This is a genomic window from Collinsella sp. AF16-8 (assembly GCF_003462695.1).
Lineage (GTDB): Bacteria > Actinomycetota > Coriobacteriia > Coriobacteriales > Coriobacteriaceae > Collinsella.
Genome location: NZ_QRXX01000007.1, coordinates 136,581 through 158,855, shown reverse-complemented (window position 1 = coordinate 158,855; position 22,275 = coordinate 136,581). Strand labels below are relative to the sequence as shown.

Annotated in this window: 15 protein-coding genes and 1 tRNA gene; 7 read left to right on the top strand and 9 right to left on the bottom strand. The window is 60.4% G+C overall.

Features of this window, described 5'->3' with window-relative positions; all coding sequences use genetic code 11:
- Positions 1-2 precede the first annotated feature (2 nt).
- The 7 genes from rfbA to DWW73_RS07610 form a co-directional block, all read right to left on the bottom strand.
- Positions 3-902, bottom strand: a complete 900-nt coding sequence (gene rfbA, locus DWW73_RS07640; protein ID WP_117779225.1) for a glucose-1-phosphate thymidylyltransferase RfbA — start codon at positions 900-902, stop codon at positions 3-5.
- Positions 903-906: 4 nt separating this feature from the next.
- Entirely contained in the window at positions 907-2,073 is a 1,167-nt protein-coding gene (gene cps2T, locus DWW73_RS07635) for a beta 1-4 rhamnosyltransferase Cps2T (RefSeq protein WP_117779224.1), read from the bottom strand.
- A complete protein-coding gene (locus tag DWW73_RS07630; protein WP_233509163.1) occupies positions 2,073-2,822 on the bottom strand; it encodes a sugar transferase in 750 nt (249 codons plus the stop codon). The genes cps2T and DWW73_RS07630 overlap by 1 nt, the downstream gene beginning before the upstream one ends.
- Before the next feature lie 66 nt (positions 2,823-2,888).
- The gene (gene loaP, locus DWW73_RS07625; protein WP_233509162.1) at positions 2,889-3,434 is read right to left on the bottom strand and encodes an antiterminator LoaP; all 546 of its coding nucleotides are present in this window, start codon (positions 3,432-3,434) and stop codon (positions 2,889-2,891) included.
- Between the two features lie 787 nt (positions 3,435-4,221).
- A tRNA-Ala gene (locus tag DWW73_RS07620) sits at positions 4,222-4,297 on the bottom strand.
- A 69-nt stretch (positions 4,298-4,366) separates the two neighbouring features.
- Positions 4,367-5,008, bottom strand: a complete 642-nt coding sequence (locus DWW73_RS07615) for a thiamine diphosphokinase (RefSeq protein WP_117779221.1) — start codon at positions 5,006-5,008, stop codon at positions 4,367-4,369.
- Between the two features lie 9 nt (positions 5,009-5,017).
- On the bottom strand, positions 5,018-5,707 hold the full coding sequence (locus DWW73_RS07610) for an HAD family phosphatase (RefSeq protein WP_117779220.1): 690 nt from the start codon (positions 5,705-5,707) through the stop codon (positions 5,018-5,020).
- A gap of 331 nt (positions 5,708-6,038) precedes the next feature.
- Here DWW73_RS07610 and glgB point away from each other — a divergent pair, with 331 nt between their 5' ends.
- The 7 genes from glgB to DWW73_RS07575 all read left to right on the top strand — a co-directional run bounded on the left by glgB (position 6,039) and on the right by DWW73_RS07575 (position 19,453).
- Positions 6,039-8,300: a 1,4-alpha-glucan branching protein GlgB gene (gene glgB / locus DWW73_RS07605; protein WP_117779219.1), complete on the top strand. Its 2,262-nt coding sequence runs from the start codon at positions 6,039-6,041 to the stop codon at positions 8,298-8,300.
- 94 nt (positions 8,301-8,394) lie between these two features.
- Complete coding sequence (locus DWW73_RS07600; protein WP_117779218.1) at positions 8,395-10,821, top strand: glycogen/starch/alpha-glucan phosphorylase; 2,427 nt, start codon at positions 8,395-8,397, stop codon at positions 10,819-10,821.
- A 107-nt stretch (positions 10,822-10,928) separates the two neighbouring features.
- On the top strand, positions 10,929-12,077 hold the full coding sequence (locus tag DWW73_RS07595) for a glucose-1-phosphate adenylyltransferase (RefSeq protein ID WP_117779217.1): 1,149 nt from the start codon (positions 10,929-10,931) through the stop codon (positions 12,075-12,077).
- A gap of 4 nt (positions 12,078-12,081) precedes the next feature.
- Positions 12,082-13,209, top strand: a complete 1,128-nt coding sequence (gene glgD, locus DWW73_RS07590; protein ID WP_117779216.1) for a glucose-1-phosphate adenylyltransferase subunit GlgD — start codon at positions 12,082-12,084, stop codon at positions 13,207-13,209.
- A 90-nt stretch (positions 13,210-13,299) separates the two neighbouring features.
- Entirely contained in the window at positions 13,300-15,615 is a 2,316-nt protein-coding gene (glgA, locus tag DWW73_RS07585) for a glycogen synthase GlgA (RefSeq protein WP_117779215.1), read from the top strand.
- 216 nt (positions 15,616-15,831) lie between these two features.
- Positions 15,832-19,128, top strand: a complete 3,297-nt coding sequence (locus DWW73_RS07580; protein ID WP_117779214.1) for a 4-alpha-glucanotransferase — start codon at positions 15,832-15,834, stop codon at positions 19,126-19,128.
- 88 nt (positions 19,129-19,216) lie between these two features.
- A complete protein-coding gene (locus DWW73_RS07575; RefSeq protein WP_117583493.1) occupies positions 19,217-19,453 on the top strand; it encodes an FmdB family zinc ribbon protein in 237 nt (78 codons plus the stop codon).
- Between the two features lie 272 nt (positions 19,454-19,725).
- Here the strand turns inward: DWW73_RS07575 and DWW73_RS07570 are convergent, their stop codons facing one another.
- Both DWW73_RS07570 and fmt read right to left on the bottom strand, forming a co-directional pair.
- The gene (locus DWW73_RS07570) at positions 19,726-21,126 is read right to left on the bottom strand and encodes an RsmB/NOP family class I SAM-dependent RNA methyltransferase (protein WP_117779213.1); all 1,401 of its coding nucleotides are present in this window, start codon (positions 21,124-21,126) and stop codon (positions 19,726-19,728) included.
- A complete protein-coding gene (gene fmt, locus DWW73_RS07565; protein WP_117779212.1) occupies positions 21,123-22,043 on the bottom strand; it encodes a methionyl-tRNA formyltransferase in 921 nt (306 codons plus the stop codon). The genes DWW73_RS07570 and fmt overlap by 4 nt, the downstream gene beginning before the upstream one ends.
- Positions 22,044-22,275: the final 232 nt, after the last annotated feature.

The following is a 22,275-nucleotide window of genomic DNA, read 5'->3' as shown; positions in this document are numbered from 1 at the left end:
TCCTAGTACTCGCGCGGGCTGTTGACGATCTCGCCGGCGGCGACCTTCTTCAGGTGCCGCCCGTAGACCGACTTGCCGTAGGCCTCGGCGGCCTCCTCGAGCTCGGCGGTCGTGATCCAGCCGTTCTCCCAGGCGATCTCCTCGGGCACGGACACGGGCAGGTCCTGGGAGTGCTCCACGGCGCGGACGAACTCCGCAGCCTCGTGCAGGCTCTCCATGGTGCCGGTGTCCAGCCACGCGTAGCCGCGGCCCAGGGTGACGACCGACAGCGTCCCCTCCTCCAGGTACATCCGGTTGAGGTCGGTGATCTCCAGCTCGCCGCGGGCCGACGGCTCGACCCCATGGGCCTTGGCGGCGACGTCGCCCGGGTAGAAGTAGAGTCCGGTGACGGCGTAGGAGCTCTTGGGCTCGGCGGGCTTCTCCTCGATGGAGACGGCCCTCCCCTGCGCATCGAACTCCACGACGCCGAAGCGCTCGGGGTCGTCCACGTGGTAGCCGAAGACCGTGGCGCGGCCCGACTCGGCGTTCTGGACGGCGCGCGTCAGGTGGCGCGACAGGCCGTTGCCGTAGAAGATGTTGTCGCCGAGCACCAGGGCGCACGGCTCGCCGTCGATGAAGTCCTCGCCGATGGTGAAGGCCTGCGCCAGGCCGTCAGGGGTCGGCTGCTCGGCGTAGGACAGGCTCACGCCGTAGCGCGAGCCGTCCCCGAGCAGGCGCTCGAAGTTGGGGAGGTCGGTAGGCGTGGAGATGACCAGGATGTCCCGGATGCCCGCCAGCATGAGGGTGGACAGCGGGTAGTAGATCATGGGCTTGTCGTAGACCGGCAGCAGCTGCTTGGAGGTCACGAGCGTGAGCGGGTACAGGCGCGTGCCGGACCCGCCGGCGAGGATGATGCCTTTCATATTGCTATTGCCTTCCGAGGAAAAGGCCTTCGTAGCTGTCGGTGATGAACCGCCACGAATACCGGTCGCGGATAACGGAGGTCGATGCCGTATCGAGCTCCTCGATCGAGTTTGAGTCCATCATGTCCGCACGGTTAATAAGTTCAGCCAGGTCTCCGGATCCCTTACTCCAATACAGAGCCGAGTCCTCGGCGACCTCGCGGTTGAAGCCGACGTCGAGAAGGAGGTTAAGGCGTGTGGACGCCAGCGCCTCCAGGAGGCTCGGGTTGGTGCCCCCCACCTCATGGCCGTGGAAGTAGCCGTATGCTTTCTCGCGAATCTTCTTCAGGAGCTCCTGGTCGTAGACGGTCCCGACGAACTTGATGCGTGGGTCGGACTTGAAGTGCGTCTTCCGCTCGAGCTCCGCGAGGAAGGAGTCGTCCACTCCAGTCACGAGCGCGAAATCCCGCTTGGAGTCGGAAGCCATGAACTCCCGAATCATGGTCTCGTAGTTGTTCTCAGGCACGAAGCGTCCCACAACCAGGTAGTAGCCGTAGGGCTCGAGGCCCTTCTCGGAGAGCCATCCGGTGAACTTGGGGTCGTCGTCAGCGAGCGCGGAGTGCCTGATGTCGGCCCCGTAGGCGATGAAAGTCGTCTCGGGGTCCAGGTCGGCATACTCCCCTCGAATGTACTTCTCGATGTTCTTGGAGTCGCACACCATCAGGTCGGCGTGCTTGACCATCCCGCGCTCCGAGACCTTCCAGTACTTGCGGACGGGCGCGCTCCACTTGGCGCGCTTCCATTCGTGTCCGTCGGGGTTCACGAGGACCTTGCCGCCAAGGGCGTGGATCCTGTTCACGTACCTGCCGAAGAACGGCCCGATGCGACAGGCCAGCACGTAGACGATGGGGTGCTGGACTCGGTTCTCCTCAATGTAGGCGATGCACCACTTGAGGGCGTCGATGTCGTAGAAGATCGCCCTCGCGGCACCGACGGGCCTGCGCAGCACGTTGAAGCAGTGCGCCCCGTTGTGCTCGAACTCGCCGACCTGCTCGGCGGAATCCACAGCGCACGCCACGTGATACTTGAGGTCAGGCGAAACCTGATTCTCGGTCAGCTTCTCCACGAACGTCTCGTAGCCGCCGTAGTTTGCCGGAATCCCCTTGGATCCGATGATGAAAACATGCTGCATTAGTACGCATCGCTCCCGTTGAAGACCTCCAGAACCGTGAGGAAGACGATCTTGAGGTCAGTGACAATTCCGCGCCTGGCTATGTACTCGAGATCACGGCGGACCATGCCGTCGAAACCAGTTGAGTTACGATCGGTAACCTGCCACCAGCCGGTGATGCCGGGCTTCACGGCCAAACGTTGCAGGTCGTACTCGGTGTACTCCGCGACCTCATTCGGCAGCGGCGGTCTGGGGCCAACCACGGACATCTGACCCAGAAACACATTCAGGAACTGCGGGAACTCGTCGATGGAGTGCTTGCGGATGAACTTCCCGATCTTGGTGACGCGGGGGTCCTCCTTCATTTTGAACATGGCGCCGGCGATCTCGTTTTGCTCCTTGAGCTCGGCGAGGCGCTCGTCGGCGTCCTTGTACATGGAGCGGAACTTCCACATGCGGAAGGTTGACAGGCTGCCGTCGGGGCAGGTCTGACCAACGCGGATCTGGCTGTAGAAGGGGTTGCCCTCACTCTCTAGGCGGATGGCCGCGGCAAGCACAAGGCTGGGTACGGCTATGACGGCCAGCACGCAGCCGCTGAACACGATGTCAAAGGCGCGCTTAACGGCGCGGTAGGCCAGGCGCGAACGATCCCAGTCCACGATGGATTGCATGGCCTTGTAACGGCCGACGCCCTCGCGCCGGTCCATGGCCTGAGCAATCAGTGCCGCCCCTGCGGGCGCATCCGTTGTATATTGAGTTTTATCCGACACGTTCTCTTCCAACACTTCGTCCCCGGGTCGGGGATCCTCCCTGTTCTGAATAGCGACCGTCTGCAGCTAAGCGATCGCCTTTTTAAGGTTTCGCGTTACACGCTGCTCGGCCGAAAGCACGGCAAGACCAACGCGCGTAGTCACGCGTCGACCGCACAGGTCGAGCTCCAAATAAGCAGTGTTTTTGCGTCTGTTAATGGTTTTGATAAGGCCTTCGTGGCCCAGCAGTGGACCTGCCGTCACTACGACCTGATCACCGTTTTTTAGGGCCTCGCTCATGGGCACAACGCGGTCTCCCCTATGCGTAAAGCTGCCAATAAGCTGGACCTCTTCTTTTGCCAGCGGCACAAACTGACCGTCCTGGGATAGCACCCGGGCAAAGTCGTCCATGCGAAGCAGATACTGTTGCACGGTACGGGGATCTGCCGTGTCGCAGATAAGATAACCGGGGAACAGCGGCTTGGTCGTATTGACCCATTCGCCGTGTACCTTGATCTCGGTTTGAAATTGGGGATAAAAGAGCTCCTGCATGGCGCTTGCCGGCACCATATGCTCGATGCGCTCGCGCATTACGTCTTCGCGACCGTTAATGACCTGGATCACATACCACACGAGTACCACCCCCTTGCTGTCTTACGTGTGGCTCACGGGGTTTGGGTATGGCTACGCCAGAGCGCTTGTGCGCAAAGGCGCCCCATATTCAAACCCTGAGCCCAATCAGACAAGCACGTGGCTCTGCCCCACCGTGAACGGTATGTATACAAGCAGCGCTGAGGTCACAGGCACGTATCGCAAGAATGCCAGCAACCTCAGCTGACTGCGTGCGAACCAGTCAAGAGAGTTCAAAAGTGATCCGCACGCAAACAGCTGAATACTGCTGCGGTTTGTCATGAGAATATATTGCACAGCCTATGGCGAGCTTATAAATAGCCACAAAAGCAAGTGCAAAATCGCACATGACAATCGATATTGGAGCTCGTGGTGTTTCTGGCACCGCCGTTACGGCCGGATGCTGATCAACCCTGCGCTTTATGACTTGCTGGAGCCGTGAGCACAGTTGAACTCATGTAACGTTAGGTATCCTAGCACAAGCTGTTAGTGAAACTGATTTGGGCTGCGATGGACAACATATCGTTCATTTGACGTGATTAAGGGGGTTGTTTTGGGATGTTGTTCACGTTGGCGCAGGTTATTGGGGTGCTGGCAATAATTGGGAGCGTTCCTGAAGCCCAAATGGAGCAGCGAGCTGCACCGGTAATTGCGATTGGATAACAAACTATGTACAGACATGGGAAATAAATTGTGCAACTTTTTGTTGGTGTGGGTATCGGTTTGTGTGCCGAGGTGTTTTGCCACGAAAAAAAGGCCTTCGGAATTCCGAAGGCCTTTGCATTCGCGATGGTGGAGACGAGGGGGATCGAACCCCTGACCTCTTGACTGCCAGTCAAGCGCTCTCCCAGCTGAGCTACGCCCCCGTGACGAGGAGATACTATAGGGGAAGTTGGCACGGCGTGCAAGGACTTTTTGGGTCAGATTCTAAATGCCTATTGATATAGGTAAGCGATGGCGGTGCCGGTGTGGACTTGGATCGTGGCTGTTGACCTGACGACGTTGCTGATGCCGGTGTCGGCCAACAAGCCCAGCGGGGCGTGATTTAGTTCCCATTCTAGGCCGTGTTCGCTTACCTCGGTGTTAGGGGCAATGGCGATGATGGAGAACGTCTTGCCTTCGGCGCCTTTGATGGTCCAAGATTCACCTTCGTGCAGAATGCGGGCCGTGGTCGCGTCCTCGGCAATCCAGACGGGGGCGTCTTTGAAGTTGGCTAGTAAGCCTAGGACGCTTAGGGCCATGTCGGGGCGGCCGCCGGTGGCGCAGGTCGCAACCACTTCGGCACCCGGCCAGCGACGGCGGACGGAATCGAGCGCCAACGCCAGATCGGTATAGTCCTTGTACGGGTCATGGCGCTCAACTTCAAAGTCGGTGGCGGCATCGACCAGCGCGCGACCTGCATCGCTCACCGTGTCGGCATCCCCCACATATACGTCGCAGCTCATGCCGGCGCCCAGCAGCGCGTCGAGCCCGCGGTCCACGGCGATGACGTGATCGCACTCCCCTGCTAAGCGGCGCAACAGACCCGCGCTTGCCACCACGGGCGAACCACAGACCACTAATACCTTACAAGCCACAGCTCTCGCCTATCCCTCAAACGCAAGCAGGCGGGCCAGATCCAGCTCCTCGTAGCTGTCGATAAAGATATCGCAGTTGGCGCGCACATCGTCGCGCTCCATGCGGCCGTGCGGGTCATAGATGCCCACACGCTTAAACCCGGCGGCCCCAGAGCTCTTTAGGCCAAAGACGGCGTCCTCAAACACCCATGCGCGCTCAAACTGGTGCCCATGACGCTCTTCCAGACGGCGCAGCGCCAGCTCGTACACATCGGGGAATTGCTTGGAACGCCCCGCCTCACCCGTGGTGGTCACAAACTCCATGTAAGCGTCGAGCCCGGCTCCCGCAAGCGCAGACTTAACCAGCTCGGCCGGCGTGGACGTAGCCACACACATGGAAATGCCCGCCGTCTTCGCCTGCTCCAAAAATGCCAAGAGCCCCTCGCGCGGCGGCACCTTGGAGTAGCCATCGATCAGGATGTCGCTCAGCTCGCGATACAGCTCCTCGCCATTCTCGCCAATGCCCCACGTGTCGTGGTAGGCCTGGCACTCGTCCTCGAGCGACAAATGCTCAAACTGGGCAAAATCATCGACCGTCACGTCAACTCCGTGGCGGTGCAATAACTCGGGCTGGGCATAAGCCCAAACGGGGGTGCTATTAACCAGTGTGCCGTCGCAATCGAAAATAAAAGCAACGTTGGGGGCGGCGGTCTGGGACATAAACGAGCCTTTCGATGTCAAATGGTAAACATCCTGCTAAAAACGTTTTACCAAACGTCAAACTAACAATCTTGAAACCCTAATTGATAAAACTGTCAAGAGTTTTACCACGGCAATTCTGCCAGTGGTCTAAACATGGCGCTTGCCGATTAAACGCCGCCCCAAAACCACTTTCCTTCATAAAAGTAACGTACAGGTGTTATCGTAGTTTCTGCCGAAAGTTCCACCGAGCACGCGAGGTGGAACGAATCATAGAACTATCGCCGTCCCTTCGATTCGTGCAGCCTTGGACCTTTCGCATCTAGTCACCAAGGCAACATGCTGCCGCGTCATGATGGGATCAAACGTGAGCGATACAAAGCTAAAGCCAGCAACTAAAAAGCCCGCTACCCGTAAAGCCGCCCCGCACGTACCGGAGCTCACTAAGGACGATGTCTATCTGTTTGGCATCGGCACGTGGGAGCGCAGCTGGGAAAAGATGGGCGCGCACCCCGACACGCAGAACCGTACGCGCGGCTGGCGCTTTTGCGTTTGGGCGCCCGACGTAAAGAGTGTGCATGTCATTGGCGAATTTAACGACTGGGATGAAGAAGCCAACCCGCTGGTGCCCATGCATACGAGCGCTATTTGGGAAGGCTTTATTCCTGGCGCCGAACAGGGCCAGCTCTATAAGTACCTTATCGAGACCAACGAGGGCGAAAAGCTCTACAAGGCCGATCCGTATGCCTTTAAGGCCGAGTGCCCTCCGGGTACCGCGAGCGTACTGTGGACCCTCGACGGCTACAAATGGAATGACGCCGCGTGGCTCAAGCGACGCGCCGGCCACAACCACATGTCGCAGCCCCTTAACATCTACGAGGTGCATATTGGTTCGTGGAAGCGCCACGGCGACGCGCCGCAGGGCGAGCCGGACGAGTTCGGCAACTACCCCGGCCCCATGGATCCCTTCCCCGCACAGCGCGGCGAGTTCTATACCTACGACGACCTGTCGGTGGAGCTCGTGGACTACGTGCGCGACATGGGCTACACGCATATCGAGGTCATGCCGCTCATGGAGCATCCCTTCGACGGCTCCTGGGGCTACCAGACGACCGGCTACTATGCCGCCACGTCGCGTTACGGCAACCCGCAGCAGCTCATGCACTTTATCGATGCGTGCCACGAGGCAGGCATTGGCGTGATCATGGACTGGGTGCCCGGCGGTTTTTGCGCCGACTCCCACGGCCTTGCCACCTTTAACGGCCACATGCTGTTTGAGCACGAGATTCACCCCAACTGGGGCACGCACAAGTTCGATTTTGCCCGTGGCGAGGTCCGCTCCTTCCTGGTCTCCAACGTGCTGTACTGGCTCGAGAACTTCCACGTTGACGGCATTCGCATGGACGGCGTATCCAGCATGCTGTACCTCAACTTTGGCATCGACGATCCCGGCCAAAAGAAGTTCAACAAGTACGGCACCGAGGAGGACCTGGACGCCAGCGCATTTATCCGCCAGGTCAACTGCGCCGTGGAGGCGCACTACCCCGACGTGATGATGATGGCCGAGGAGTCCACCGCGTGGCCGCTCGTGACCTATCCGCCGCAGGACGGCGGCCTGGGCTTCCACTACAAGTGGGACATGGGTTGGATGAACGACACCCTGCACTACATGCAGACCGATTTCCCGTGGCGCCCCGGCAACCACGGGCTGCTCACGTTCTCCATCATGTACGCCTTTACCGAGAACTTTATTTGCCCGCTGAGCCACGATGAGGTCGTGCACGGCAAGTGCTCGCTGATCGGCCGCATGCCGGGCGACTGGTGGCGCCAGTTTGCCGGCCTGCGCACGCTCGCCTTCTACCAGATGACGCACCCCGGCGCCAAGCTCAACTTTATGGGCAACGAGATTGGCCAGTTTATTGAGTGGCGCTACTACGAGTCCATCCAGTGGTTCCTAACCGAGGAGTACGAGACTCACCGTCATCATCAGGCGTTTATCAAGGCGCTCAACCACCTGTACACCGCCGAGCCCGCCCTGTACGAGCGCGGCTACACCGACGACGGCTTTACCTGGATCGATGCGGACAACTCCAAGCAGTCCATCGTGAGCTTTGTGCGCCAGGGCGAGGACATCGACGACGACCTGGTGATCCTGATCAACTTTGACCCGGCGAGCTACGAGAGCTTCCGCGTGGGCGTGCCGCGCGAGGGCGACTGGGAGGTCATCTTTGATTCCGACCGTCCAGAGTTCGGTGGCAGCGGCTATGCCGGCGAGGAACCCTACACCTGCTCGAGCGAGCCCTATCCCTGGAACGGGCAGATGGACTCCATTGAGATTAAGGTGCCCGGCCTGGCAGGCGTAGTGCTTAAGCGCCGCGGCCCCAGCAGCTACAAGCCGCCCGTGGTTGAGGAGCCCAAGAAGGCGACGCGTAAGCGCTCGTCCTCGGTAAAGCCCAAGGCCGCGGCTGCTAAGAAGGCTCCAGCTAAGGCGAAGGCTACCAAGCCCGCTGCCAAGGCTTCGGCCAAGTCCACCACGGCCAAAAAGGCAGCCACCAAAAAGGCCGCTCCCAAGGCTAAGGCAGCTGCCGTTAAGGCTCCTGCTAAGAAAGCGTAACAAAGGCGTTACCACTGTAATTACCCGCCCCGACGAGGCGTAGGATACAAGTCATAACCGTTCCGGGAGAAACATCCCCGGGGGAAAGGAACGTATGAATAAGATCTTCGACAACAAGCAGGAGTTTACCGAGCTCTATCGCGATGCCGTTATGAGCATCAGCGGCAAGAGCGTCGAGGCCGCCAGCGACCTCGACCGCTTTAACGCCCTGGCCAAGCTCGTGGCCGAGAAGGCGCGCACCGTCGCCACCAAGAGCGACGCCCGCGCCACCGCCGAGGGCAAGAAGCGCGTGTACTACTTCTCGATCGAGTTTTTGATCGGCCGACTGCTCGACAACTACTTGCTCAACTTTGGCGTGCGCGACATGGTCGCCGAGGCGCTCGACGACATGGGCTTCGATCTGTCCGTCATCGAGAACCAGGAGCCCGATCCGGCCCTGGGCAACGGTGGCCTGGGTCGTCTGGCCGCGTGCTTCCTGGATTCCATGGCAGCCGAGGGCATTGCCGGCTACGGCAACGGCATGCGCTACCGCTACGGCCTGTTTAAGCAGGAGATCGTCAACGGCAGCCAGGTCGAGGCCACCGACGAGTGGCTCACCCACGGCTATCCCTGGGAGGTCCGTCGTCAGGACAAGGCCGTGACCATCAAGTTTGGTGGCCGCGTTGAGGGCTTTGAGGAGGACGGCCGCACGTTCTATCGCACGGTGGACACGCAGGACATCCTGGCCGTCCCCTACGACATCCCCGTTGTGGGCTATGCCGGAGAGACCGTCAACAAGCTGCGCGTCTGGGCCGCCGAGCCGGTCGAGGAGCACTTCGATCTGGAGGCCTTCAACCGCGGCGACTATGCCCTGGCCGATGCCGAGCGCGCTGAGGCCGAGGCCATCAGCGCCATCCTCTACCCCAACGACGCCGGCGAGCACGGCCGTCTGCTGCGCCTGAAGCAGGAGTACCTGTTTGTCTCGGCTGGCATCTACAGCCTGCTCGACACCTTTGAGAAGGAGCACGGCGCGAACTGGGAGCTGCTGCCGCAGTTTGTGGCCATCCACACCAACGATACCCACCCCGCCATGTGCGGCCCCGAGCTCATGCGCATCCTCATCGACGAGAAGAAGCTCGAGTGGGACGACGCCTGGAACATCGTGACGCAGGTCGTGAGCTATACCAACCACACCATCCTGCCCGAGGCTCTGGAGAAGTGGCCCATCGGCACGTTCTCCAAGCTCCTCCCCCGCGTGTACCAGATTATCGACGAGATCAGCCGTCGTTGGCACGAGTCGTTCGACACCACGCAGGAGGGCTGGCAGGAGCGTCTGCGCCAGACCGCCATTCTGTGGGACGGTGAGATCCGCATGGCCAACCTGTCCGTGATCTGCAGCCACAGCGTCAACGGCGTGGCCAAGATCCACTCCGACATCATCAAGAACATCGTGCTCAAGGACTTCTATGCCCTGACGCCCGAGAAGTTCAACAACAAGACCAACGGCATTTCGCACCGTCGCTTCTTTGCCGAGGCCAACCCCACCTACGCCAAGCTCGTGACCGAGGCCATTGGCGACGGCTGGCTGAAGGACGCCTTTGAGCTGGAGAAACTCAAAGAGTTCCAAAACGACACCGAGTTCCTCAAGGCCGTGGGTGCCTCCAAGCGCGCCAACAAGGAGCGCCTGGCCGCCTACGTTAAGGCCGAGACCGGCCTGGTCATTGACCCCAACACCGTCTTTGATGTTCAGGTAAAGCGCTTCCACGCCTATAAGCGCCAGCTCATGAACATCATGAAGGTGATGGACATCTACAACCGTCGCATCGCCGATCCCAACTTCCGCGTGACGCCGACGACCTTCATCTTTAGCGGCAAGGCTGCCTCGAGCTACACCTTTGCCAAGGAGACCATCCGCCTCATTAACTCCGTGGCCGACGTCATCAACAACGACGCCCGCGTGAACGAGGTCATGAAGGTCTGCTTTATCCCCAACTTCCGCGTGAGCAACGCCCAGCTCATCTACCCCGCCGCCGAGATCTCGGAGCAGATCTCCACGGCCGGCAAGGAGGCCTCGGGCACGTCCAACATGAAGCTCATGATGAACGGCGCCATTACGCTGGGAACCCTCGACGGCGCCAACATCGAGATCGCCGACCTGGCCGGCCGCGAGAACGAGGCCATCTTTGGCCTGACCGCTCCCGAGGTCGAGCAGCTCTGGGCGTCGAACAGCTACTTTGCGTGGGATACGCTCAACAACGATCGCGAGCGTCTGGGCCGCGTGATGGACGAGCTCAAGGACAACACCTTTGCGGGTCTTTCGGGCAACTTCGAGAGCATCTACAACGAGCTCATGAACAACAACGACCCCGACCTGGTCATGGCGGACTTCCGCAGCTACGTGGATGCGTGGGAGGCGCTTACGAACAGCTATGGCGACCAGGAGACCTGGAACCGCAAGGCCCTGCTCAACACCGCCTCGAGCGGCTGGTTCTCGTCCGACCGCACCATTCGCGAGTACCGCGACGAGATCTGGCACGCTTAAAGGCGCGCAAGCTCCCTTTGCCAGCACGGCATTACTTGACGGGCGTGACGTTGCGCCGCGCCCGTCGCTAATGGGTTTTGGAACTTCGATGACAGAAGGAGAAATCGATGAGTAAGAAAGAATGCATCGCGATGCTCCTCGCAGGAGGACAGGGCAGCCGATTGGGGGCACTCACCCAAAAGATCGCCAAGCCGGCGGTTAGCTTTGGTGGCAAGTTCCGCATTATCGACTTTTCGCTCTCCAACTGCTCCAACTCGGGCATCGACACGGTGGGCGTTCTGACGCAGTACCGTCCCTACCTGCTGCATGCCTACGTGGGCTCCGGCGAGGCGTGGGATCTGGACAGCCGTGACGGCGGCGTGTCGATTCTGCCGCCGTACGAGACGCAGACCGGTGGCGCCTGGTATGCGGGCACGGCCGACGCCATCACGCAGAACCTCGACTACATCAAGGCCAACGACCCCGAGTACGTCCTGATTCTTTCCGGCGACCACCTGTATCGCATGGACTACCGCAAGATGCTCAAGACGCACATCGAGAACAACGCCGACCTCACGGTGAGCGTTATGCCCGTGCCGTGGGAGGAGGCCAGCCGCTTTGGCATCCTGACCACCGACCCCGAGGACGGCCGCATCACCAAGTTTACCGAGAAGCCCGAGAAGCCCGATTCGAACCTCGCCTCCATGGGCATCTACATCTTCTCGGCCGACGTACTGATCAAGGCGCTCGAGGAGGACGCCCTGGACCAGCGCTCGAGCCACGACTTTGGCAAGGACATCATCCCCAAGCTGCTCGGCGAGGGCAAGCGTCTGTACAGCTACGAGTTCAACGGCTTTTGGAAGGACGTCGGCACCATCGCCAGCTTCCACGAGACCTCGATGGACCTGCTGGGCAACAACCCCGAGTTCGACCTCTTTGACAAGAGCTTCCCCATCATGTCCAACGTGACCACGCGTCCGCCGCACTACATTGGCCCGGACGGCCGCCTGGACGACTGCCTGGTCTCCAATGGCTGCAAGATTTACGGCACCGCTCGCCACTCGATCCTTTCGACCGATGTCATCATCGAGGAGCGCGCCGTGGTCGAGGACTCCGTGCTGTTGCCGGGTGCGCACGTTAAGAGCGGCGCGCACATCTGCCGCGCAATTTTGGGCGAGAACTCCACGGTCGAAGAGGGCGTGAAGCTCGGCTCTGTCGATACCACCAAGGATACGGCCGTCGTTGGAAATGACGTCGTTATCGGGAAGGGGGAATGATCCGATGATCAATCGCAAGGCCATCGGTTACATCACCGCTAACTACTCTTCGACCTACGGCAGCGTGCTGCTCAAGGACCGCCCCATCGCGTCTGTCCCGTTTTTGGGCCGCTACCGCCTGATCGACTTTCCGCTGTCCAACATGATGAATGCCGGCATTAAGACCGTCGGCGTCGTCATGCCGGGCAACTACCGCTCCCTGATCGACCATGTCGGTTCGGGCAAGGACTGGGGCCTCGACCGCAAGAAGGGCGGCCTGTTCATGGTCCCCGGCAACGCGTATGGCACCACCAAGGGCGGCATGCGCTTCCTGCTGCGCGACATCATCTCCAACAAAACGCTGTTCCAGCGCTCGGAAATGCCCTACGTGGTCATGATGGGCACCAACATCGTGTTCAACCTGGACCTCAACACCATCATCGAGGCGCACGAGAACTCCGGCGCCCAGATGACCGTGGTGTACTGCAAGGCCACGCGCAACATCGAGGACGAGACCAAGCTCGACATTAACGAGAACGGCCGCCTGACCGGCGTGAGCACCGGCGTGGCGTACGGCGACAACGCGTCCATGGACTGCTGCATCATCAACCGCCAGACGCTGCTCGAGATCATCGACCATTACCAGGCCGCCGACTATCTGGACCTGCTCGAGGCACTCCAGGGCGACTTTGGCAACATCGACGTGTGCAGCTATGAGTACAAGGGCGAGGTCGTGGGCGTGTTTAGCGAGAAGTCGCTGTATCGCCGCAGCATGGACCTGCTCGACCAGACCGTCGCCGACCAGCTCTTCGATCCCGAGCGCCCGATCCTGACCAAGGCTCACGACGTGCCGCCTTCGCGCTATGCGACCGGCAGCCACGCGTGCAACTCGATCATCTCGGCCGGCTGCATCATCAAGGGCACCGTGCGCAATTCGATCCTGTCGCGCGGCGTCGTGGTCGAGGAAGGCGCTTCGGTGACCAACTCGATCATCAACCAGAGCTGCATCATCAAGAGCGGCGCCCGCGTCGAGAACGCCATCCTGGACAAGAACAACGTGGTTCCCACCAACACCGAGCTTCGCGGCACGCCCGAGAACATCCTGGTGCTGGGCAAGGCTCCGTTAACTTCCGACACCACCATCGTACGTTAACGTTGGCACCGCAACATCGCTCGTAACATGTAGAATAGCCGCCCGGTTAGCGCCAGGCGGCTATTCTCGAATAACAACATGGGAGACAATATGGCAGATTCCAGCAAAAAGATGCAGATCGTGTTTGCCTCGGCCGAGTGCGCACCGTTTGTAAAGACCGGTGGCCTGGGCGACGTGGCGGGCTCGTTGCCCGCGGCGCTTGTGCGCGCCGGCGCCGAGGTCATCGTCATGGTGCCCAAGTACGCCACCATCAAGGACGAGTACAAGGCGCAGATGGAGCACTTCTCCGACTTTTACGTGAGCCTGGGCTGGCGCAACGAGTACTGCGGTCTCGAGAAGCTCGAGCACGACGGCGTCACCTATATGTTCATCGACAACGAGCGCTACTTTGCGCGCGACTATCCGTACGGCTTCTTTGATGACGGCGAGCGCTTCGCGTTCTTCTCCAAGGCCATCACCGAGAGTCTGCAGCACCTGCCGGCCGGTTTTGAGTGCGACATCCTGCACTGCAATGACTGGCAGACGGCACTTGCGCCCGTGTTTTTGCGCGAGTTTTACCAGGGCCTGCCGCTGTATGACCGCGTCAAGACCGTGTTCTCGATCCACAACGTGGCGTTCCAGGGCCAGTTTAGCGACACCGTGATGGAGGACATCCTGGGTGTGGCACACATTCCGGCGGCCGCCTCGCAGCTGCGTTGCGACGCCTGCAGCATCAACTACATGCTGGGCGCCCTGCGCTATGCCGACGCCATAACCACGGTGAGCCCCACCTATGCCAGCGAGATCCAGACGCCCGAGTTTGGCGAGGGCCTGGACGGCGTGCTGCGCGAGCGCTCCTATGCGCTGCAGGGCATTTTGAATGGCATTGACGTGGCGGGCTTTGACCCGGCGACCGACAAGCGCATTGCCGCCAACTACACCGTGGAGGACCGTTCTGGTAAGGCCGTATGCAAGGCCAAGCTGCAGGAAGAGCTGGGGCTCGAGGTTCGCGACGACCGTCCGCTTATGGTCATGGTCACGCGCCTGACGCGCCAGAAGGGCATGGACCTGGTCATGTACGCGCTCGACCGCATTCTGGCCGGCGGCGTGCAGGTGGCGGTGCTGGGCACCGGCGACCGCGACTACGAGGACGGTCTGCGCTACTTCCAGGACAAGTACCCCGGTACCATGGCCGCACGCATCGAGTTCGATCCTGCGCTGTCGCAGCGCATGTATGCCGCCGCCGACATGTTCCTAATGCCTTCGAAGTTTGAGCCCTGCGGCCTGTCGCAGATCATCGCCATGCGCTACGGCACCCTGCCGATTGTTCGCGAGACTGGCGGTCTGAAGGACACGGTGATTCCGTATAACGAGTTTACCGGCGAAGGCACGGGCTTCTCGTTTACCAACTTTAACGGCGACGAGATGGGCGACGCCGTGTTCCGCGCGGCGCGTCTGTTCTGGGATAACCGCGACGCCTGGAACCAGCTGATAACGCAGGCCATGAGCCAGGACTTTAGCTGGACGCGCTCGGCTGACAAGTATCTGGACCTGTACTTCTTTATGCATCCGGAGATTGAGCGGCCGGCGGCTGTTGTCGACGAGTCTGAGGCTGTTGCTGAGCCGGTTGCCGCTGAGGAGCCCAAGGCCGAAGAGAAGCCGGTTGAGGCTGTGCCCGCAAAGGCCGAGCCTGAGGCGAAGGCTGAGGCTGCTCCCGAGTCCAAGCCCGAGGCGAAGCCCGCTGCGAAGCCCGCGGCAAAGAAGACCACAACTCGTAAGACGACGGCTAAGAAGGCCACGACCACGAAGGCCGCTGCGAGCAAAACCGCGACCGCGAGCAAGACCACCGCTGCCAAGAAGACGACATCGCGCAAGCGCACCACCGCAGCTGCCAAGAAGGCCGCCGAAGCCGAGGTTGCTCCCGAGGTAAAGGCTGAGGCCGCCGCTGAGGCTAAGCCTGCGGCAAAGGCACCGGCCAAGACCGCTGCGAAGAAGACGACCGCGACCGCCAAGAAAGCAACAGCAGCCAAGAAGACCACGGCAACGAAGTCGACGACTACGAAGGCCGCTACGACGAAGGCCGCTACGACCAAGGCAGCCGCAAAGCCGGCCTCCAAGGTTGAGGAGACGTCAGCCGAGTCCAAGGCCGAGGCAACCGTCGAGGCCAAGCCGGCCGCCAAGGCCACCACGCGCAAGCGCACTACGACGACGGCCAAGAAGACCACAACCAAGGCCGCTGCTCCCAAGGCGGAGGCTAAGGTCGAGGCCAAGTCCGCTGCCGTCAAAGAGGAGCCCAAGGCCGAGGTAAAGGCCAAGCCCGAGCCCGCCAAGAAGGCCCCGGTCTCCCCCGTCGCCGCGACCGAGGAAAAGGCTCCGACCAAGAAGACCTCCGTCCGCAAGGCAACGGCCACCCGCAAGCGCCGCTAGTACGCAGACGATTCAAAACCTCATCAAACCCTAAGCAAGGGGCGCTCCAACTGGGTGCCCCTTCTCTGTAGGTAGTGGTAAAACGATTTTCTAGGACAACCGTTCGCCGATGGTAAACGGATGTTGTTTATACAGCCTGTGTACAACAGATATACTTACAACTTGTGCGTAAAGCCATGGCCCGCAGGCCGTGATTCTATTGAACTGGACCGTATTATGAGATTGATACACAACAGCCGTCTTCCGCAGTTTCGCACTCCGTTTGGCGCTGTGACCACTGGAACTACCCTTTCGCTCTCCGTGATTCTGGAGGATGCCGACCCCAACCAGGCAACGCTTACGCTGCGCACCTGGGTCGATGAGATCGGTGAGTCTCGGTATCCCATGACGCACGAGGGCGACGGCATTTATACCGTAGAGCTTGAGTGCACCGAGTCCTGTCTTATCTGGTACAGCTTTATATGCAATATCGAGGGCCAGCCCGAGGTCCGCTTGGGCGTACCGCAGGGTCGCACCGGCGGAGAGGGCGTAACTTACGACTACGCCGAGGTTCCGTCCTTCCAGATTACCGTCTATAAGCACCGCGAAGTGCGTCCCGAGTGGTACGAGCGTGGCATGGTCTACCAGATCTTCCCCGATCGCTACGCCCGAGATGAAAACTGGCGCGAGCGCACGCTGGCCGAGGTCGAAAAACCACGCAACGGAATCCAGCGCCGCATGGTCGAGGACTGGAACGAGCCGCCCGTGTACGAGCGCGCCGAAGACGGCTCCATCAAAACCTGGGACTTCTACGGCGGGTCGCTCAAGGGCATCCAGGAAGACCTGCCTCGCATCGCCGAGCTGGGCTTTACGGCCATCTACCTCAACCCCATTTTTGAAGCCGCGAGCAACCACCGCTACGACACGGCCGACTACACCAAGATCGACCCGATCCTGGGCACCGAGCAGGACTTTACCGAGCTGTGCCAGGCGGCCGAGAAGCTGGGCATCTCCATCATTCTGGACGGCGTCTTCAACCACACGGGCGATGACTCGATCTATTTCAACCGCTACGGCAACTACCCCGGCGTGGGCGCGTGGCAGAGCGAGGATTCGCCATGGCGCGATGCGTTTTATTTCCACGAGGACGGCTCATACGACTGCTGGTGGGGCGTGGGCAATATGCCCGCCATCAATGAGAGCTCCGAGCTGGTACGCGAGCGGCTTCTGGGCAAGGACGGCGTGATCCGTAAATGGCTACGTGCCGGCGCTCATGGCTGGCGCCTGGACGTGGCCGACGAGCTTTCGGACGATTTCCTGACCGAGATCAAGAAGGCAGTACTTGCCGAAAAGCCTGATGCACTGTTGCTCGGCGAAGTCTGGGAAGACGCCTCCAACAAGATCAGCTACGGCCATCTGCGTCGCTATCTGCAAGGCTCAGAGCTCGACTCGGCTATGGATTATCCCTTCCGCGACATGGTCATCGGCTTTTTGATGGGCTACAAGAACGCCTACCAGGCAGCCGAGGATATCGAGACCCTGCGCGAGAACTATCCGCGTGAGGCCCTGTCCTGCGCACTTAATCTGCTTTCGAGCCACGACCGTCCGCGCATTATCTCGGTGCTCGGCGGCGGCCCCGACGAGTCGCAGCTGCCCGAGTGCGAGCGCAGCAAATGGCGCCTGGACGAGAACTCGATGGGCCTGGCCAAGAGCCGTTTTTGGCTCGCCACGCTCATGCAGATGACCTTCCCCGGCGTGCCTTCGATCTACTACGGCGACGAATACGGCCTGGAGGGTCTAACCGATCCGGGCAACCGCCGCACCCTGCCGACCAAGGACCAACTGCACGACTTCGACACGCTGGCTATTGTCAAAAACGCCTCCGCCGTACGCCGCGCACTGCCGTTTATGATCGACGGCGAGATCAAGGCCTTCGCGCTCAACGACGAGGTGCTGGCATACAACCGCACGGGCAAGGATGGCGAGTCCGCGACGGTTATCATCAACCGTAGTCTGCGCAATTCGCACCGCGTGACGATTCCGGCGCTCGACGAATGCGCGAGTGACGTGATCAGCGGTCACGAGTGCGAGATCCACAACGGCACGGTCACGCTCGATTTGTATCCGCTGGGCTCATCGATTATCTATCATCATGCCGAGCAGCGCCTGCAGGAGCCGCTCGATCACGGCGCGGGTGTTGTGTGCCATATCACATCGGTGCCGACCGACGACGGCAAGCCCGGCACGATCGGCACGCCCACGCGTCGCTTTATCGACCATCTGTCCGCTATGGGCATGCGCTACTGGCAGGTCCTGCCTGTCAACCCAACAGACTTCTTCCGCTCCCCCTATGCCGGGCCCTCGGCTTTTGCGGGCAATATCGACCTACTACCCGAGAGCCACGAGGAGCTCGCCGCCGACTTTGCCATCTGGAAGACCCGCGGCGGCGAGGATGCCGATCCGCTCTACACCGCGTTTAAACATCGCAACGCCGATTGGCTCGAGAAATACTGCGTCTACATGGCCGTTAAGAAGTACTTTGAGGGCGAGTCGCGCCACGATTGGCCGGCGGATGTCGCGCGCTACAACGAGCACCTGATTGACGACAAGCGTTTCCACGACGAGGCAGAGCTGCAGGCGTACATGCAGTACCGCTTTGACCTAGCCTGGTGCGAGCTTATGAACTATGCGCACAAGAAGGGTATCGAGGTCATCGGCGATATCCCGATGTATGTCTCGGACGATTCGGCCGATGCATGGAGCGAGCCCGAGAACTTCTGGCTGTCCGATACCGGTAAGGCGATTGAGATTTCTGGCGCGCCGCCCGACAACTTTGCGCCCGAGGGCCAGGTGTGGGGCAACCCGACGTTCCGCTGGGACCACATGAAGCAGAACGGCTATAGCTGGTGGATGGATCGCCTACGTCGTGCGTTTTCGCTCTACGACCGCGTGCGTCTGGATCACTTCCTGGGTTTCCACAGCTACTTTAGCATTCCCGCGGGTAAGGCCTGCGCCGACGGGCGTTGGCTGGCAGGCCCGGGCAAGGACCTGTTCCAGACCGCCTATGACGAGCTGGGGCCGCTCAACTTTATCGCCGAGGACCTGGGCTACCTGACGCCCGGCGTTCGCGCCATGGCTTCGACTTGCGGCTTCCCCGGTATGGACGTACTGGAGTTTAGCGATTACGACGTTCGTTACGGCGTGCACCCTACGCCCGGCAAGATCCTGTACACATCGACTCACGACACGTCGACGCTCGCGGGTTGGTGCACGCGCTCCTTTGCGGGCGGCGACGAGCCGAGCGGTGTTGAGGTGGCAGCCAAGCTGATGAGCGACGCGCTGACAAGCGACGCTCCCCTGGTGATGATGCCGCTGCAGGACGTGCTGGGGCTTGGCGACGACACGCGCATGAACGTACCGGGCGTGGCCACGGGCAACTGGACCTGGCAGGCTGACGAGGCCGACGTTGCGGCCGCCGAGAGCAAAACCGCACAGCTCCTGCGCAACACGCATAGATTCTGGGGCGAAGCGTGATAAAACGCCCGATATAGGGTACAGTTACAGACGTTTGAATTTTTGCGGGCAGAGTAATCTGCCCGCTTTGTGCTGAAAAGGAAGTATTATGGCGCGCTACGATTACAAGTGCTCGAGCTGCGGCAACGTGTTTGAGGTTGAGCATCCCATGTCCGAGACCCCCGAGGTCGTGTGCCCCAACTGCGGCGCTCCGGCCGCCAAGACGTTCTCGGCCAGCGGCATCAAGTTTGAGGGCAGCGGCTTCTACAACACCGACCAGCGAAGCGGCGGCTCCAGCACCAGCGCCACCAGCGGCTGCTGCGCTAACTGCCCGCATAGCCACTAGTGACAAGTGGCTATGCGATCAAGCCCGATCGCGGGGTTGAATTTTTTCAGGAATGAACAACGCCCCGGCGACTGGTCTGGGGTTGCGCCACGAAAACGGCCTATCTACTACGTTTGACCCGTATAGTCCGAGCACACCTGCGTTTTTACAAAATCGACGAGCCGTCTACCTGCGGTTTTGAATTCGCTAAATTCGGCATGGTTGGGGGTAATGGGTTTAATGTAGTAGATAGGCCCATTTCATGGCAAGCGGGTCAACCCTCGGGTGCCGTATTAGTTGCGCACCAGCCTGGCGCAGAAGTGGCCGTCGTAGGAGTCGGCGTTAACGGGCACGCTTTGGAAGAGGCCTCGAGCGTTTTGGCGCAGGGTGACGAGGCTCTTGGCATGATCGTACTCGGGCAGCTGCAGAATCTGGGCTTCGGAGAGCGGCGCCACGGTAAAGCCGGCGCCCTCGGGAGAAGCAAGGAAGGCATCCACGACCTGCGTGTTCTCTTCATCAAAAACCGAGCAGGTGGCATAGATAAGCTCACTGCCGGCAGCCACGCGCGCGGCGGCTTCCTTGAGCATCGTCAGCTGCAGGCGGGGCAGCTCAGTCGTAACGTCGTTCTCGGTAAGACGCCACGGAATCTCGGGGTGGCGGCGCATGGTGCCAGTGCCAGAACACGGTGCATCGATAAAGACCGTGTCGAACAGGGCAGGCTCGCCGAGCATCGCGTCAAAGGACGTAAGCACCTCATTGAGCTCGCAGGCATCGCCTGACACCGTACGAACACCCGAGATACCCGCCTTATGCAGGCGCGCGAGATTCAGATCGCACTTACGATCGTGCAGATCGAGCGCGGTATGCTGACGGTCATAGCCGGCGCGCTTGGCCTGGCACATCATCACATAGGTCTTGGTGCCACGACCGGCGCCGATCTCCAAGCAGCGCCCGGGACGGGTCGCCGCGGTCGCAATAAGCTGGGCATTGAGGTCCGAGGCCACAGCCGCAGCGCGCTCAAACACACCCGATGCAACCGTGGCCTGCGCATCAACCGGGGCATGGCAGCCCGGGAAGACAGGCGCGACGAGCTGCGAGATATACGGATCGGGCTTGGAAGCAAAAGCGTTCTCATGCAGGGCCAGCGGCGCGGGGGCCAGATTGCCGGCAAAGTTAAGCGCACCCTCTGGCGTGTCAAACGATGCCATAATGCGAGCGCACAGCCATCGCGGCAAGCCCATCAGGCGCGACAGACGAACCAAGCGTCGCTCGGACTCATCCACGTCGGATGCCGTGGCAAAGTCCTCAACATTGTCCGCAACCTTATGCAGAACGGCGTTCGCCAGACCGGCGGCGGACTTAGCACCGCAGCGAACCAGCTCAACTCCCTGACTTACGGCAACACGGCCCGGCGTATGCAGGTAGAGCATCTCGAAGGCAGAAATACGAAGCGCCATGCGAACGCGCGGCGCAACCTTTTTGGGCTTATCGAGAAACTGATCGAGCAGCTCGTCCAAAATACCCTGCGTGGCGGCTACACCCAGCGCCAAGCGGGCGGCAAAAGCGGAATCGCGCTGGTCAATAGCCTTGGCCGATGCGCGAGAGGACAGCACGTCGCGCGCATACATGCCGCGGCGATCGGCCTCCATCAGCACATCGAGCGCGAGCTTGCGCGCGGGAGACAACTTGCTCATGACAAAACACCCCAGATAAGATCGGCACCCTGCAGGCCAGCAGCCCAAGCAGAAGCAGCCATGGCGCGCTTACCATCGGGCTTAACCTCGAGCAACTCAACCGTGCCATCGGAAAGACCCAGGTAAACACGCTTGGCCTTAACGAGAACCTGACCCTCGCCAAGCGACACATCAGCTGGCGCAGCATCGAGCACGCGCACGGTCTTGCCAGCAATCACGCAACGAGCAGGCGCGGTATCGGACGAGGCCAGCACATGACGCACGCAATCGAGCGCCGCCATCTGCGGATCCAGGCGCATCTCCTGCTTAGAAATCTTAGCAGCATGAGTGACGAGCGACTCATCCTGTTCAGTCCACACGGCGGTGCCATCGGCAAGAGAAGGAAGCGTATCGGCAAGCAGTTTACCGCCAAGCTCACCAAGCTCCATGGTCAGCGCCTCAGCATGCTTACCGGCAACCGACGTAGACGCCTGGGCACAATAAGCGCCGGTATCAACGCCATGCCCGATGCGCATAATAGAAACGCCAGCAACCTCATCACCAGCGAGAATCGCACGCTGAATAGGAGCTGCCCCACGCCAACGAGGCAGCAGCGAAGCATGAACATTCACAATACCAAGCGGCGCCATATGCAGCACCTCATCGGGCAAAATGCAACCATAGGCAGCCACACAGAAAATATCGGCTTGCGCAGCTTGGAGCGCCTCAACAACCTCGGCCGTCATACGATTAGCCTCAATAACCGGCAACCCAAGCTCAAGCGCCTTGGCCTTAATAGGAGACGGCTCCAACTTTTTACCACGCCCGCGAACAGCATCAGGACGAGTAACAACAAGCGCAATCTCATTCCCAGCCTCAACAAGCGAAGTCAACGAAGGCACAGCAAAATCAGGCGTACCCATAAACACAATACGCATAATAATTTCTCCCCTCAAACAAAACCGAGACGGCTACAAACAACAGCGCCAGGACAAGTCGCAATCTCGACGCCAAAACAATTCAACACGTTCAAATATACCCAAAAACAAAGAAAGAGCCGCATAAAAGCAGCTCTTTCAGCAAAGCACCCATCAGCGAAGACGCCCATCCCTGGCCCGACGGCACCCGGGCGAGTCAAGCAGCGTCAACGTAGTCCCCGGGGCGCCCGCC